The sequence below is a fragment of the Streptomyces sp. NPDC005576 genome (assembly GCF_042871745.1).
Classification (GTDB): Bacteria; Actinomycetota; Actinomycetes; order Streptomycetales; family Streptomycetaceae; genus Streptomyces.
The window spans coordinates 136,164-150,894 of record NZ_JBIAJC010000017.1; the positions used below are offsets into that span (position 1 = coordinate 136,164).

The window sequence follows — 14,731 nt, forward strand, 5'->3', positions numbered from 1 at the left end:
GTCGCGGCCATGCCGTCTCCTGACGCTTTTCGCACCTGCACGTGGTGCATCCGGTGGGCGCCGACCCGTCCGGGTGGGGCGGGTCGGCTCGGTGGGAAGGGAGAGCGAACAGACCTCCACCTTTCGGCGAGCGGTCAGAAGTCGAACCGTCGGGGTGGTTCTTCGCTTTCCGTGCCCACAGTGAATATTCCCTGATCTTTCATTTCGGTAACCACGCCAACGAGTGGCGTAAAAGTAGTATTTAGGTAATGCGCAACGGATTGCCGATGTAATTCTTTTTCTGTGAAATAGGGTGGAAGTGGTGATGTGTTAAATGTGATCATGGCTAAAAAGTGATGGCGGCTCCTGGGTGCGGAAACGAATATGCGGCGCTATTCGTTGGATCGGTCACCGCGAAAAACCTGCCACCTGCCACCTCCCGCCTCCACCTCCCGCCTCCCGCCTCCACCTCCCGCCTCCACCTCCCGCCTCGTGTCCTGTGTCCCGCGGACCCCTGCCCTCTCGTGCGGCCTCCCCTGCGTCCGGGCGGCAGCAGGGGTGGCAGGGACCCACAATCGGTACCGGCCCACCGGCCCACCGGCCCACCGGCCCACCGGCCCACCGGCCCACCGGCCCACCGGGGCAGCCGCGCCCCTGCCCCCGTGCCCCGGACCCAGCGCCCCCAAGGAGAGCCGACCATGGCGACGCCACCCGCCGCATGGCTGACCGTGCAGACCACGACCACCGACGAGGAGAAGGCGCGGGCCCGGGCCCGGGGCGCCGGGAAGCCGCCCGGTCCCGTACCCGAGCCGATACCCGGCTCGGGGGCGGTCCGTGACGAGGGGCCGCTGCCCTTCTTCGTCTCCGGGACCCTGCGGCCCGGCGAGCACAACCATGACCGGTTCGTCCGGGGCCTCGACGTCCGGGAGCAGCCGGCACTGCTGCACGGCGGGGCGCTCTACGACGGTCCCGGGTACCCGTTCGTCACCGACGGGGACGGCACGGTGCGGGGGGCGCTGATCACCGCCACACCCCAGGAGTACGACGGACTGCTCGCCGCCCTGGACGGGTTGGAGACGTACCTGGGGCCCGACGACCCCCGCAACCTCTACGAACGGGTCGCCCGGGACGTCGAGGTGCCGGGCGCCGGGACCGTCCGTGCCTGGGTCTACCTCGCGGCATCCGCCGTCTCCCGCACCCTGGGTGCGAGCGGCCCGCGCATCCCGGGCGGAGACTGGCTCGGTCACCGCCCTCCCGGGTCCGGCGCGCCGCGGAGTACTCCGTGAGGCCGCCGCGCACCCGCCGGAGGTGGGGGCGGGGATGTCACGTGAGGCCGTGAGGCCACCATGGTGGGGAAGTGTTGAGGGTGAGGCAGCAGCCATGACCCGCCAGTGAAAGGTTCCCCATGCATCGACTCGTCGCACAGCTCTGGCGGCTCATACGCGGTCCCCTCCAGTGGCGGGTCCTGTGGCTCGCCCACGCCAAGTTCAACGTCGGGGTCACCGGCGTCGTCCGGAACGACGCCGGTCAAGTCCTTTTGTTGAAGCACCGGTTGTGGGCCGCGCAGCACCCCTGGGGGTTGCCGACCGGCTTCGCCGTCAAGGGCGAGGAGTTCCCGCTCACCGTGGTCCGCGAAGTGAAGGAGGAGACCGGGCTCGACGTCGAGCCGGGCCGTCTGGTGCGGCTGAAGAGCGGCTACCGGCTCCGCCTCGAAGTGGCTTACGAGGCGCGGCTCGTCGGCGGAACCCTGAAGATCGACGACTTCGAAATTCTCGAAGCGGAGTGGTTCGACGTGGACGCGCTCCCCACGGCGATGCAGGAGTCCCACCGGGAACTCATCCGGGGTGAGGGCGGCGACGCGCTCTGAAGGCGCGGTGAGGCGCGGGGCGGAGTGCCTCATCGCTCCGAACGGCCCTGCGGCCGTTCGGGCGCCGACAGGCCGAACACCGGCGTGCCTCACAGGCAATCCTCAACCGACAAAAATGTTGGCGAGATCGCTGGGAATATTGTTAACAATCCCGTAGCGTGCGTCCCGCTCCGGCCCTGAGGCCGAGGTTCTGACGAAGCGCCCGGTGCCCCACGCACTTGGCGCTCGACGAGGGGAGACCCCATGCAGCGGCTCTCGGCGCCCCGCAGGTGCGACGCGCCCGAACACCCCACCGCCGTACGGGAGGTGCGACGCTCCGCATCCCGTAGGCACCTCCTGAGAGGCGTGGCGGTCGCCGGCTCGCTCGCCCTCACGGCCCTCGCGGTGCCGTCCTCCTTCGCGGTGACCGGCGGGGCCGCCCCGGCCCGGTCCGCGAACCGGGCCCACGCCGCGGACGCGGAAGACGCCGCCCTGGCCTTCGATTCCGCCGCTTACGCGACGATCACCGTCACCGTCGACGGCCAACCGGTGAACGTGCGCTGGTACAAGGAGATCTGCTACGTCGCGAAACCCGTCGAGGCGGCGGCGCAGCAGTCCGGCGGCTTCGGGAACACCACGATCTCCAACACCGCCTGCGGCTACCAGTCCATGAACGTGTTCGTCCCCGAGAGCGCCTTCGACGACCAGCGGGCGCCCCTCTACTTCGCGGTCAACAACGGCGGTTGGATGGCCAGTTACATCAAAGCGAGTGTGACCGGCGGCGCGTCGTACAACAGCGCGACGAGCAACGTCGGCGCCGCCCTGAAGGCCGGTTACGTCTTCGTCGACGTGGCCAACCGCAGCCGCGGACTGCTCGGCGCCGACGGCACGGCCCCCGGCAAGGCGCCCGCCGCGGTGGTCGACGCCAAGGCGGCCGTACGCTACCTGCGCCTCAACGACGCCGCCATGCCCGGCAGCGCCGAACGGATCGTCATCAACGGCACCAGCGGCGGCGGCGCGTTGGTGTCCATCCTCGGCGCCTCCGGCAACAGCGCGGAGTACGACCCCTACCTCGCCGGGATCGGCGCCGCCGGCATCGACGCGAAGGGTCGCAGCACCCTGCGCGACGACGTCTTCGCCGTCAACGCGTACTGCCCGATCACCGACCTGGGCAATGCCGACAAGGCGTACGAGTGGCTGTACGGCATCCTCGACACCCGCGCCGACACCGGCCAGAACCCGTCACCCGAGGACGCCGCCGCACTCGCCGCCCAGTTCCCCGCGTACGAGAAGAGCCTCGGACTCCGCAACCCGGACGGCTCGAAGCTCACCGCGGCCAACATGATCGACACCATCAGGAAAGAGGTCGTGCGCTCGGCCGAGACCTATCTGAAGGCCGATCCGGCGAACACCGTTCCCGCGCTCGGCGCGACCTTCGACATCCAGTCCGGCGGCGGCTTCCCCGGCGGAACGCCGACCACCAAGTCGTACGTCAACGACTGGATCGACGTCGACACCGCCACTCGCAGGGTGCGCTCGGTCGACATGAAGAAGTACCTCGCGTTCGTCGTCACCCAGGCCACCCTGAAGACGACCCCCGCCTTCGACGCCGTGGGTGTCAACGGCAACACCACCAGCGGCACCGAGACCAACCTCTTCGGGCCGGCGAACCAGAAGTACATGAACTACACCGAGTACAGCTGGGACCAGAACGACGTGCCCGGTGACGGCAGCGGCATCGACGACACCGGCCTGACCTGGGCCCAGTACACGGCCAAGCGCTCCACCACGGTGGACGACCAGGTCCACCTGATCGACCCGATGGACTTCATCGGGACCGGCGCCGACACCGCCGCCCACTGGTACGTCCGCGCCGGCACCCGCGACCGGGACACCTCGTTCATCGTCTCGCTCAACCTCGACCGGGCGCTCGAAGCGGACAAGCAGGTCGACGACGTCGACTACCGGCTCGCTTGGAACCAGCCACACGCCGGAAACTACGACGTGCCCGAGGCCATGGCCTGGATCGCCAAGGTCGTCCGCAAGGCCGGAGACCCGGCGAGCGCCGCTCAGCACTGAGCGCCGGTCGACCGCGTTTCCCAGCCCTGGGGTACTTCGGGACTCTGGCACTCCGACGTACCCCAGGGCTGACGAGGCCAACCGCCGCCGGGGACGACGTTGATCGCTTGACCGGCCGGACTGCACGAGCGCCTTCAGCAAGCGGCGCCCGGTACGTCCCTGCCACTCGATGCAGGGGACTGATGACCGAACAGAGCCGTGGGACGACAGTCTGAGTCGCCGGATCTGCCCCACAAGGCGATCACCGTGTCCGCTCCATCCGCATCCTTCAAGGGAGTGCACCACGCCGACCAGCGCCGCATGTCCCACAGTCCGTCCGAGCCGGGGCGCCCTGCGACGTAGTGCTCCTCGGCTCGTGCGAAGTCCTCTCGGGTCGGCTCTGCGGTTCCGAAGAGCTCGATGGATTCCTCGTCCGACAGAGGGCGCACGGTGTGGTCGTCGTCGTATGCCTCGGCATCGATCACCTCCCACACGTCAATGATCGTGTGTGTTCCTTCGCTGCCGAAGCTCTCGTCTTCCCAGAGGTCATCGAGGTCATCGACGGAGGTGAACGACTGGCCTGGGGGGTGCAACCCGCCCCCGTAGGTTCCGTGGGTGAAGAGCCTCTCGAACTCGCGCTGTCGCACAGTGGCCAGGGCCGCCGCGACCCCTCCGGCAGAAGGCTCCATGGACTGCCATGATGACCCGCCCACTCCAGATCCTCCCCTTCCTTGGCCCATCACTCCGGCGCCGACTCCGCCGCCGTTCCCCACAAACAAGCGCCCTCACCGGAACTGCACGGTGAGGGCTCCGGCCAGACTGGCGAACGGCTCGTCAGATGACGTTCAGCTCGCCGGTCTTGATGCCTCCCACGAACGTGGTGAACGAGGCGGCGGAGACGCCGATGACCGGGCCGCTCGTGTCCTTGGAGTCGCGGATGGGGACCGTGCCGTGCGTAGCGACGAGGTTGGTGGCGACCTCGACGCACTGGCCACCGTCGGAGCTGTAGGAAGACTTGAACCAGCGGAGGGATTCGATTGTCACGAGGTGCCCTTTCGTACCTGACTGATCATGGCCACGGACTCCGCCTGTGACAGCGCTTCGGCCGCGAGTTGATGGTAGGCCGTCAGAAGCGGCCCGACGAAGCGCATGTCGCGCTCCAGCTGCCCCGAGTGTGCCGACTCCGCGTAGGAGACCTGTGATCGATCCGCCAGGGTGGCAAGAGTGAGTGGCTTGTTCAGCGACCGGCGCTCGCCCAGCTCGAAGGGGGCCACCTGTACGACAGTGTTCGGCATTTCGGCAACCGTTACGAGGTGATCGAGTTGCTCCGCCATGACTTCCGGTCCGCCCACGCGTTGCCGGAGGCAGCTCTCATCAAGCACCACGTAGATCTGCGGAGGCGGCATGCGGTTGAGTGACGCCTGGCGTCGAGCGAGGAGTGCGAGCCTCTCCTCGGCCTGGAACTCGGTGATCGCACCGCGTCGTACTGCACCCTGAGTGACGGCAGCCGCATATGCCGGGGTCTGAAACAGACCTGGTGCCAGACCCATTTCGAAGAGCCGAATTTCTGTTGCACGCCCTTCGTGCACCACGAACTCCGGAAACCCGTCGAGGATCGCGCTGTTCCTGGTTGCCGCCCCCTGCCGTGTCAGTGCGTCGCCCGTGCCCAGGGCCCGGTCGGTACGTGCGGTGAACTTGGCAGTTGGAGTTCGTGCACCAGTTTCGACCCCGGAAATATGCGAAGCGGAATACCCCGTGCGGGCGGACAACTCGTCCTGTGTCCAGCCGCGCTCCTCTCTCAGCCTGCGCAGACGCTCGCCGAAGGCCGCACGTGGGCTCGCCTCGGGGTCCAACGCTTTGCGATTCGCCACTCTTCATCGGTCTTTCGTTCAGGCTTGTGAAGGTTGAAGACGTTTTGAGAGTAGGCCACTCTGGGGCCTCGCGGTAGCGGAATGGCTACAGAGAGGAGTTGTCCATGTCCGAACCCGACGCCGGTACTTCGGAGGGGCGGGGCCCCGGCGGACCGCTTCCGGTCCCCGGCGCAGTCATGGTGGACACCAGTCGTGAGGATCGTGTCGGGGAGTTCCGAGGAGTTGCCGGCCCGTACTGGGCCATACGGCCCGTCGGCGGTGGGATCGAGTGGGAGGCCGCCCCCGAGTGTGTACGGCCGGCCAGCCCGATAGAGCGGCTGCGGGCCGAGAACACCCGCTGCAACGCCCGGAGTCGGGGTGATGTGCTGTGAGTGCGGAGCGCGGCAACGCCACCCCCGCCGAGATGCGGAAGGTACCCGGCACGGATCACTCCGCTCCCGATTGCTCGGTCTGTCAGGAATTCGACTGGGCCGAGAAGGACGCCGAGCGGTTGGGCGACCTGAGCGCCGCGACCGATTGGCGGATTCTGCGCAGACGTCATCAGGCGGCCGAACACCCGGAGCGGGCAGCGTTGCCGGGCTCCGCACCCACCGACTGAGGGCCGACGAACGGCGAACGGGGGGAGGCGCTTTCGTGCGCTTCTCCCCGGACCTCCCTCCGAGAGGAAGCGCTCCATGATCCAGTGCACCGCCGTCGCCCTGCTGCCGGCCTCGCCGCATGCTGTCCGCCGGGACGCCGGCCCGGCGGAACCGCGGCCCATCCGCTGCGTACTGGGTGAACAACACCCGGGCGAACACGCGTATCTGCTGTGGGACGACGACCGGCTCGGCGGCGGGGTGTGGGTCCGCTGGACGCCCGGCCGTATGTACCGGGTCGTCCTCCTCCGGTGCACCGGCCACGACGAAGTGCGCGGCCCCTGCGGCCTCTTCACCGACCACCCCTCGGGTCACTCCTGGGAGGTCGTCGATCCGGGGCCTGGGCTTCCGGCTCCCCGGTGAGGAGCACGGAGCGCAGTAGGGCACGCAACCCCCTCCCGTACGCTCGGGCGGGTGGGGTGACGCGGATGCGACAAAGTGGCGCGTTACCCCATCCGCCGGGCGGTCACGGTCCAGAAGACCGCGAACCCGGTCCATACGATCGCGAAGCCCCAGGTCAGGGGGTGTCCGCCGAACAGCGCCATGGAGCCCAGCCACGCGGTGCCGAAAGCCACGAACAACAGCCCGAAGCTGTGGAAGGCGAAGAGGCTGGAGAGCCGTCCGCTCACCACTCCCCACCCGCCCACCAGCAGGATCAGACAGCCTGCCGCCAGCCGCCAGAAGACGCCGCTCTGCGAGGACGGCGCGTAGGACTCGGTGTGACCGGGCACCTCCAGCCCCACGATCTCCCCCCGCCACAAACGGACTTCGGCGCGGTCACCCTTCTCGGCCTCGTCGTACGCCCCCGGCCCCACCGACAACCAATCGGTGTGACCCGGCCGTTCCACTTGGACGTCGTAGTACGTGCTGCACGTCGTGGTGCCGCTCCCGGCATCCCCGCTCGTGCCGTCGTAGGTGCAGTGCTCGCCCGTCCGCCTGCCGAGGACCGTGCCGGCCTCCCGCCGCACGCACTCCTCCCCGGCGTCTGCGTGGCCGACCGCACTCCCACCCGCACTCCCGGCCGCGCAGACCGGCGCGTTGCGGTACTCCTCGGTCGCCGTGTACCCGTCGGCGACCTGCTGACCGAAGAGGAAGGCTCCCCACCCGGCGGCGAGGACGACCAGTACCCGTAACCAGACGGGCAGCCGGCCCCGCTGTCCACCCCGTCCGTACCCCGTTGTCCTCACACAGCCGTGATGCCCGCCGCAGGCAGCCCTCATGCCGCGGGCAACGGCCCCCGGTGGGAGCGTGCTTCCTGCCACGCGACGACATCCGCGGCACGCACACCAGCGAGCCCGAGAACCGGAGTCGGTGCCGCCGGCGGAACGGCCCCGTGCAGGCGGTCGAGCAGGAAGGATGCCGGGCCCGGCACGGATGACTCCTTGCTTCGCCGGTCGCGCGTCCGCCCTGCCCCGGCCGGGATCAGCCGGGTCGCGCGCGGTGCGCCCGTAGCCGGCCCGCGCGGGTCAGTGCACCGAGCCACCGCAGGGCCGGCCCCCTGCCCGGCCACCCGATTCCGCGTGTGCGCCACGCCGCCTGTCACGGGCTCCCCACCTCATCCCCGCGCCGTCGCCAGGGCCTTCGTGACGCCGGTTTCCTTGTGGCCCAGGAAGTGCGGGTCGGGCCGGAGGACGGCGTCCAGGGCCGCCTTGCCCGCCGCGAAGACCTCCCGCGTGCCGCCGTAGTACCAGGTGACGTCGTGCGGTTCGTCCACGCCGACCCCGTACGCGTCGATCCCCGCCGCCCGGCAGAGCGCGACGGCCCGCCGGATGTGGAACCCCTGGCTCACCAGGACCGCGCCGTCGACCCCGAAGATCTTCTTCGCCCGGACGCAGGAGTCCCAGGTGTCGAAGCCCGCGTAGTCGCTGACGATCCGCGCGCCCGGCACCCCGTGCGCGGTGAGGTACGCCCGCATCGCGTCCGGCTCGTCGTACTCCGTACGGCTGTTGTCGCCGGTCACCAGGAGCACCTTCACCTTGCCGGTGCGGTACAACTCGGCTGCCGCGTCCAGCCGGTGGGCGAGGTACGGGGTCGGCCGGCCGTCCCACAACCCGGCGCCGAACACCACGGCCACGCCCCGCTCCGGCGCGTCGGCCGTGGTCCGTACGTGCGCCTGGGCCGACGCGTACATCCAGGTCATCGGCGCCAGCGCCACCGCACAGGCCACCATCAGGCCCTGCACCGACCGCCGTTGACCGCGCCGGGTGTGCGGCAGCAGCGCCACCCACCGGCGCGGCCGCAAGGCCGCCCCGAGGGCCTTCGGCAGTCTCGGTCGTCGCATGGGAACCTCCGTCGATGCGCGGCGCACGGTGCTCGTGCGGCCGTCCCCACCTGAGGGGACGAACGAGCGCGCTCAGGGGTTCTGCGTCCCGGAAGATCGCTGTGCCGCCATTCGGGAAGCCCTTCAGTGGGCGGGGTGGCGCGGGGCCTCACCCCTTGGGCGTCCACGGGACCGGTACCGGCGGCGGCGCGTCCAGCGCGTGGCGGAGCTTCTCCTTGAGAGACCTGGGCGGAGCCTGCTCCTCCGCCCGCGAGTGCACGAGGCGCGCGACGGTCACGCGGATGTGGCTCGTACGGTGGTGCTGCTGGAGGCGGACCAGCCAGGAGCCGTCGGACGTGAGGTAGGCGCTGCGCCCCGGGCTGTCGCCCGGCCGGGCGTGGCGGGCCAGGACGCCCGGAAGATGGTGGAGCGCGGCGTCCTCGGCCACGGCCCGTGCCCGTGCCTCGTCGCCCTCGACGGGGTGGCTGGCCACCAGCGTCCAGCGGTGCAGCCGCAGGTCGGTGCCGTCCGCACTCTGGGTCTCACGGGTGTCCTCCTCGATGAGGACGTACCACTGAGCAGTCATGAGGGTCCGAGGGCCTTTCGTTTGCCGGTCACCGCAGGGTGGACGTGTGAGGGTCGCAGGCCGTGGCTTCGAACTCCGGCAGGGGGACGAGGCGGAGGACTTCCTCACCGTCCTTCGAGTAGTCCTCGTACAGGACGCGGCCGGGGCGGAGCCGGTCGCGGTCGGCCGTGGTGAAGTCGATGGACCGGGCCGACCACGAGCTGTCCCCGGTCCGGCCGGCGAGGCTGTAGACGGTCGCGTCGGCGAGCGGCCCGGGGGATCGGGTCGCGGTCCAGCCGGGGGTGGGGGAGTCGAGGGGCCAGGTGGTGAGTCCGGCCTCGAGAGGCCGGACGGGGGTCCATTCGCCGATCTTCGTGTCCTCTTGTCGACCGTCCCCCTCTTCGTAGAGTCCGGCCCCGACGATGTCGTGGCCGCAGACCATGATGACGCCGAGCAGTCGGCCGTCGGCGGTCACGGAGATCCCGGTGACGCCGTCGATGGACGCCCCGCACCCGGAGGTCGTGGCCAGGGTCAGCCCGACGGCCAAGGCGCAGGCCGCGCGCCGGAACACCGGCCGTGAAGAGGTCGATCGCACAGAATCCCCCGTCCGGGGATCACACATGAGGACCCCCCGTCCGCCGGATGCTAGTGCAGCGCCCGGCCCTGGTAGGGGCCCGGCCCGCTCAGCGCCGGGTGGCGCTGCCCGCGCCCTTCCGTTGCGACCTCGTTGTGGATCTGTGGCCACGCACTCCCGGCTCGCGCGCGTCAGAACCCGTACCGGGTTTGCTCGCGGCGTCGCGGGGCTGGGCGCGCGCTCGCGGCGTCGTCGGAGCGGCCTGGTATCTCCGCTACCGGGCCGCTCCGGTGATCGCACGCACCCAGCCCCGTTCCTTCTTCCGCGCGACAACCCCATACAGGTCCTCAGGGGAGTTCACCGTGTCACGACCCTTGACGGGTACACGGAAGCGGGCCAAGAATGATCACGCACTGCGATATGACAACGTTGTCTACGTCGGAAGAGGCGCTCTTTCCATGAGATGGACCCACTGGATTCGCGGCGCGGGGACGGCGGCTGCCACGGCCGCGCTCCTCGGCGGAGCCGTCGCCGCACCGGCCGTGGCGGACTCCGGCCGGCACGGTCAGGACCGGCTCACCGATCTCGTCAACCCGTTCATCGGGTCCGAGAACGAGGGCAACACCTACCCCGGTGCGGCCGTGCCGTTCGGCATGGTGCAGTTCTCGCCCGACACCGGTCACAACACCGGCTACGACTACTCCCAGAACCACATCCGGGGCTTCTCCACCGTGCACATCTCCGGTGTGGGCTGCGGCCTCGGCGGTGACCTCCCGGTGCTTCCGACGACCGGCGACATCACGTCGACCGACAACGCCGTCTACGCCGCGGAGTTCAGCCACGACGACGAGAGCGCCGCCCCCGGCACGTACGAAGTCGGCCTGAAAACCGGCATCAAGGCGGAGCTGAGCGCCACCGCCCGTACCGGCGTGCAGCGTTACACCTTCCCCGCCACCGACAAGGCCAACGTCCTCGTCAACGCGGGCCAGTCGCTGCACAAGACGGTGGGCACCAAGGTCGAGATCCTCGACAACCGCACCGTGCGCACGGCCATCACCGGCAGCGGCTTCTGTCAGGACACCAAGGCGTACACGGTCTACACGATCACCCGCTTCGACCGCCCCTTCAAGGTCTCGGGCACGTGGAAGGGTGACGTCGTCACCGAGGGCTCGAAGTCCTCCACCGCCGCCGGCGAGCGCAACGGCGCCTTCCTGCGGTTCGACACCACCAGGGACCGCACCGTCGAGGCGACGACCGCGATCTCCTACGTGGACGCCAAGGGCGCCGCCCACAACCTCCGCTCCGAGGGCGGCCGTTCGTACGACCACGTCGCCAGGGCCGCGCAGGCCGCGTGGGAGGACCGCCTCGACGACGTCACGGCGCAGGGTGGCAGCGAGACCGTCCGCCGGACCTTCTACTCGTCGCTGTACCGCTCGTTCCTCGCGCCCAACCTGGGCAGCGACGTGGACGGCCGTTACACCGGCTGGGACCAGAAGATCCACCGGGCCAAGGGCTTCACCTACTACCAGAACTGGTCGCTCTGGGACACCTACCGCACCCAGGCCCAGCTGCTGTCGCTGCTCGCCCCCGGCGAGTCCCGCGACATGGCGATCTCCGTCATCAAGATCGACGAGGAGAGCGGCTGGCTCCCCAAGTGGGGCTACGGCACGGTCGAGACGAACATCATGACCGGTGACCCGGTCACCCCCTTCCTCACCAACGCCTACCAGCAGGGTCTCCTCAAGGGATACGAGGAGCAGGCGTACGCGGCGCTGAAGAAGAACGCGGACGGCGTCCCCGCCGCCGACTCCGCTCCGGTGGGCCGCGAGGCGAACGTGGAGTACCTCGCCAACGGCTTCGCCCCGTACATCGAGAACCGCGCGCACGTGAAGCCCGGTGACTCGGACTACGACCACGGCGCCTCCGCGACCCTGGAGTACGCGCTCTCCGACGCGATGCTCGGCCAGATGGCCAAGGACCTCGGTCACCGGGCCGACGCCGCCCGCTACACCGAGCGGGCGCAGAACTACCGCAAGATCTTCGACGCTTCGACCGGCTTCTTCCGCGCCCGTGACGCCTCCGGCGCCTTCACCGGGCCGGCCGACCCGGCGCAGAGCGTGGGCTTCCACGAGGGCACCTCGTGGCAGTACCAGTGGCTGGTCCCCCAGGACCCGCCCGGCATGGTCGGCCTGATCGGCGGCACCCAGGCCGCCAACGCCCGCCTCGACTCCTTCTTCGCCTACGACCAGCTGGTCCAGGACCCGGCGAAGACCGCCCGCGAGGTGTGGGTCAACGGCCCGTACGCGTACTACAACGCGGACAGGTACAACCCGCAGAACGAGCCCGACCTGATCGCCCCGTACACCTACCTCTCGACCGGCCAGCCCTGGAAGACGACCGACGTGGTGCACGCCGCGCTCACCCTCTTCACGGACGCCCCGACCGGTATGACGGGCAACGACGACCTCGGCACGATGTCCGCCTGGAACGTCCTCTCCTCCATCGGCATCTTCCCGGTCCAGCCGGGCACCGACACCTGGGGCCTCTCCACCCCCCTCTTCGAGCGGGTGGACCTGACCCTGGACCGTCGCTACTACCCGAACGGCAAGCTCACCGTGAAGGCTCCGGGCACCTCGGAGTCGGTGCGCTACATCCAGTCCGCGAAGGCCGACGGCCGCTCCTACGGCAAGACCTACCTCACCACGGACGACATCCGTGACACCCGCGAGCTGACCTACCAGGTCGGCACGGCCCCCTCCACGTGGGGCACCTCGGTGAAGGCGGCTCCGCCCGCCCTGAAGTGACGCGCCGACCGGCACGCACTTCGGTAGGCACCGACACCGGGACCCGCCCCTCACCGGGGGCGGGTCCTCCTGTTCTCCGCCGCCGGTGAGAGCCCTTAGCATCGTGCGATGACGTTCCCACGGCTGGTCGCCACCGACCTCGACGGCACCCTTCTGCGGCGCGACGGCAGCGTGTCCGCCCGGACCCTGCGCGCGCTCCGGACCGCGCGGGACGCCGGAGCCGAGATCGTCGTGGTCACCGCCCGGCCGCCCCGGTACCTCGACCGGCTCGTGGAGTCGACCGGGCTTACCGGCACGGCGGTGTGCAGCAACGGCGCGCTCGTCTACGACCTCGCCACCCGCGCCGTCACCACCACCCGGCCGCTCGCCCTGCCCACCGCACGGCTCGTCGCCGACCGCTTCGCCGCGGCACTGCCGGAGATCTCCTTCGGGATCGAGACCGGCGACCAGGCCTTCTTCGAGCCCTCCTTCCTGCTGCGCTTCTCCGGCGACGACGAGGGGGCGTCCGTCGTCCCGTCCCGCGACGGGCTCTGGAACACCGGCCTGCCCCTGACCAAGCTGCTCGCCTGGTCGGACCGGACCGACGCCGACACCCTGCTCACCACGCTCGAACGGGCGGCGCCCGGGCTCGCCCAGTACACGCACTCGGGCGGCCACGGGCTGCTGGAGATCAGCGCCCCGGGCGTCACCAAGGCCGGCACTCTGGCGCTGCTCTGCGAGGAGCGCTCGCTCACCGCCGCCGACGTCGTCGCCTTCGGCGACATGCCCAACGACCTGGCGGTCCTCCGCTGGGCGGGCGCCGGTTACGCCATGGGCAACGCCCACCCCGACGTCCTCGCGGCGGCCTCGCACCGCACGCTCTCCCACGAGGAGGACGGGGTCGCCGTCGTCCTGGAACGGCTGTACGGACCGGTGGTCCCCCTGTTTCCCGTGGGCGGTGGTGTCGCCACCCGGTCCGCGACCGGCGACGACCAGAACGGCATCACCGTGACCGCCTGACCGCAACCGCCTGACCGCGACCGCCTGACCGTGCGCAGGCCCGACCGTGCGCAGGTCCCGACCGCAGCCCCCAGGGCGCGCCCCGTGACACCCTCGTACCCGGGAGCTGTCAACGGCCCGCGCGCGTCCGTGAGGACGGCGAAAACCGCCGTGACCCCCGCGCAACGGACAGGCAACCTCCACCCGGCACGCTGGTGACAGGACGGCGCGGGCGCCTCACCGCGACGACGCCCCCGCCGTCCCCCGCCGTCGCCTCCCGGAACGGAACCCGCAGGCCCATGCAGCGCACCCGGCACTCCGCCCGCCCCGTCCGTACCGGCACCTCCGGCACCCCAGCCGCCTCCCGCGACGCCGCGCAGCCCCCGGTCCTCGTCGCCGTGGCGCACGGCAGCCGGGACCCGCAGGCGGTCCGGACCGTGGTGCGACTCCTGGACCGGGTACGGGAGATGAGGCCCGGCCTCGACGTACGCCTCGGGCACATCGAGCTGAACGAACCACTGCTGCCGCAGACGCTCGCGGGGCTCGGGGGCGGCTCGGCCGTCCTCGTACCGCTGCTGCTCGGCCGTGGCTACCACGTCAAGCACGACCTGCCCTCCCTCGCCGCCGCCGCACCGGAGGTCCGTACCCGGATCGCCGCCCCGCTAGGCCCCCACCCGCTATTGGTGGAGGCGCTGTACGGGCGGCTCGTCGAGGCCGGCTGGCCCGCCGGACCCGGCCCCGGGACCGGGGAAGAACAGGGGCAGGGACGGGGGGACGCCGTGGTGCTGGCCTCCGCCGGTTCCCGCGACCCGGAGTCCGCGGCCGACACCCGGCGCACCGCCCGCCTGCTCTCCGAGCGGCTCGGCGGGGTGCCGGTGGTACCCGCGTACGCCTCCGCCGCCACGCCCGCCACGCCCACCGTGTCCGTCGCGGTCCGTGCGCTCGCCGCCCGGGGGTACCACCGCACCGCTGTGGCCTCGTACTTCACCGCCCCCGGCCGCTTCGCGACGGCGGCGGCGGAGGCCGCCCCGGGCATCGCGGCGGCCCCGCTCGGCGACCACCCCGCGATGGCCCGGCTGCTGCTACACCGCTACGACCACGCGTGCGCCGGCGCCGCCCCGGCCGACGGCGGAACCCCGCTCCTCGCGACAGCCTGAGGCG

The 14,731-nt window shown here is 70.6% G+C and carries 16 protein-coding genes; 9 read left to right on the plus strand and 7 right to left on the minus strand.

The features are described from left to right. Positions 1-677 precede the first annotated feature (677 nt). The 3 genes from ACFYPN_RS27760 to ACFYPN_RS27770 all read left to right on the plus strand — a co-directional run bounded on the left by ACFYPN_RS27760 (position 678) and on the right by ACFYPN_RS27770 (position 3,904). On the plus strand, positions 678-1,265 hold the full coding sequence (locus tag ACFYPN_RS27760; protein WP_389301928.1) for a gamma-glutamylcyclotransferase family protein: 588 nt from the start codon (positions 678-680) through the stop codon (positions 1,263-1,265). A 119-nt stretch (positions 1,266-1,384) separates the two neighbouring features. After that, entirely contained in the window at positions 1,385-1,846 is a 462-nt protein-coding gene (locus tag ACFYPN_RS27765; protein ID WP_358761004.1) for an NUDIX domain-containing protein, read from the plus strand. A gap of 243 nt (positions 1,847-2,089) precedes the next feature. Beyond that, positions 2,090-3,904, plus strand: a complete 1,815-nt coding sequence (locus ACFYPN_RS27770; protein ID WP_358761003.1) for a subtype B tannase — start codon at positions 2,090-2,092, stop codon at positions 3,902-3,904. Between the two features lie 134 nt (positions 3,905-4,038). Here ACFYPN_RS27770 and ACFYPN_RS27775 read toward each other — a convergent pair whose 3' ends face one another. The 3 genes from ACFYPN_RS27775 to ACFYPN_RS27785 form a co-directional block, all read right to left on the minus strand. Next, positions 4,039-4,572: a hypothetical protein gene (locus tag ACFYPN_RS27775; protein WP_358761002.1), complete on the minus strand. Its 534-nt coding sequence runs from the start codon at positions 4,570-4,572 to the stop codon at positions 4,039-4,041. A 145-nt stretch (positions 4,573-4,717) separates the two neighbouring features. Then, positions 4,718-4,927, minus strand: a complete 210-nt coding sequence (locus tag ACFYPN_RS27780; protein WP_358761001.1) for a DUF397 domain-containing protein — start codon at positions 4,925-4,927, stop codon at positions 4,718-4,720. Then, positions 4,924-5,754: a helix-turn-helix transcriptional regulator gene (locus ACFYPN_RS27785; protein ID WP_358761000.1), complete on the minus strand. Its 831-nt coding sequence runs from the start codon at positions 5,752-5,754 to the stop codon at positions 4,924-4,926. Before ACFYPN_RS27785 ends, ACFYPN_RS27780 begins: the two co-directional genes overlap by 4 nt. Positions 5,755-5,858: 104 nt before the next feature. On the opposite strand from ACFYPN_RS27785, the gene ACFYPN_RS27790 reads away from it, so the two are divergent. The 3 genes from ACFYPN_RS27790 to ACFYPN_RS27800 all read left to right on the plus strand — a co-directional run bounded on the left by ACFYPN_RS27790 (position 5,859) and on the right by ACFYPN_RS27800 (position 6,752). Continuing rightward, positions 5,859-6,125 (plus strand): hypothetical protein, encoded by a 267-nt coding sequence (locus ACFYPN_RS27790; RefSeq protein WP_358760999.1) that lies wholly within the window; start codon positions 5,859-5,861, stop codon positions 6,123-6,125. Then, positions 6,122-6,352 (plus strand): hypothetical protein, encoded by a 231-nt coding sequence (locus tag ACFYPN_RS27795; RefSeq protein ID WP_358760998.1) that lies wholly within the window; start codon positions 6,122-6,124, stop codon positions 6,350-6,352. The genes ACFYPN_RS27790 and ACFYPN_RS27795 overlap by 4 nt, the downstream gene beginning before the upstream one ends. A 76-nt stretch (positions 6,353-6,428) precedes the next feature. Next, entirely contained in the window at positions 6,429-6,752 is a 324-nt protein-coding gene (locus ACFYPN_RS27800; RefSeq protein ID WP_358760997.1) for a hypothetical protein, read from the plus strand. Positions 6,753-6,835: 83 nt separating this feature from the next. On the opposite strand, the gene ACFYPN_RS27805 is transcribed toward ACFYPN_RS27800, so the two are convergent. The 4 genes from ACFYPN_RS27805 to ACFYPN_RS27820 all read right to left on the minus strand — a co-directional run bounded on the left by ACFYPN_RS27805 (position 6,836) and on the right by ACFYPN_RS27820 (position 9,809). Then, entirely contained in the window at positions 6,836-7,576 is a 741-nt protein-coding gene (locus ACFYPN_RS27805; protein WP_389301933.1) for a hypothetical protein, read from the minus strand. Between the two features lie 368 nt (positions 7,577-7,944). Beyond that, positions 7,945-8,670 (minus strand): ElyC/SanA/YdcF family protein, encoded by a 726-nt coding sequence (locus ACFYPN_RS27810; RefSeq protein WP_358760995.1) that lies wholly within the window; start codon positions 8,668-8,670, stop codon positions 7,945-7,947. Between the two features lie 148 nt (positions 8,671-8,818). Then, a complete protein-coding gene (locus ACFYPN_RS27815; protein ID WP_389301936.1) occupies positions 8,819-9,235 on the minus strand; it encodes a hypothetical protein in 417 nt (138 codons plus the stop codon). 28 nt (positions 9,236-9,263) lie between these two features. After that, entirely contained in the window at positions 9,264-9,809 is a 546-nt protein-coding gene (locus ACFYPN_RS27820) for a hypothetical protein (protein WP_389301939.1), read from the minus strand. 437 nt (positions 9,810-10,246) lie between these two features. Here ACFYPN_RS27820 and ACFYPN_RS27825 point away from each other — a divergent pair, with 437 nt between their 5' ends. The 3 genes from ACFYPN_RS27825 to ACFYPN_RS27835 all read left to right on the plus strand — a co-directional run bounded on the left by ACFYPN_RS27825 (position 10,247) and on the right by ACFYPN_RS27835 (position 14,727). Further along, complete coding sequence (locus tag ACFYPN_RS27825; RefSeq protein WP_389301942.1) at positions 10,247-12,592, plus strand: GH92 family glycosyl hydrolase; 2,346 nt, start codon at positions 10,247-10,249, stop codon at positions 12,590-12,592. 108 nt (positions 12,593-12,700) lie between these two features. Further along, on the plus strand, positions 12,701-13,591 hold the full coding sequence (locus ACFYPN_RS27830; protein ID WP_358760991.1) for an HAD family hydrolase: 891 nt from the start codon (positions 12,701-12,703) through the stop codon (positions 13,589-13,591). Positions 13,592-13,869: 278 nt separating this feature from the next. Continuing rightward, a complete protein-coding gene (locus tag ACFYPN_RS27835) occupies positions 13,870-14,727 on the plus strand; it encodes a sirohydrochlorin chelatase (protein ID WP_389301945.1) in 858 nt (285 codons plus the stop codon). Positions 14,728-14,731: the final 4 nt, after the last annotated feature.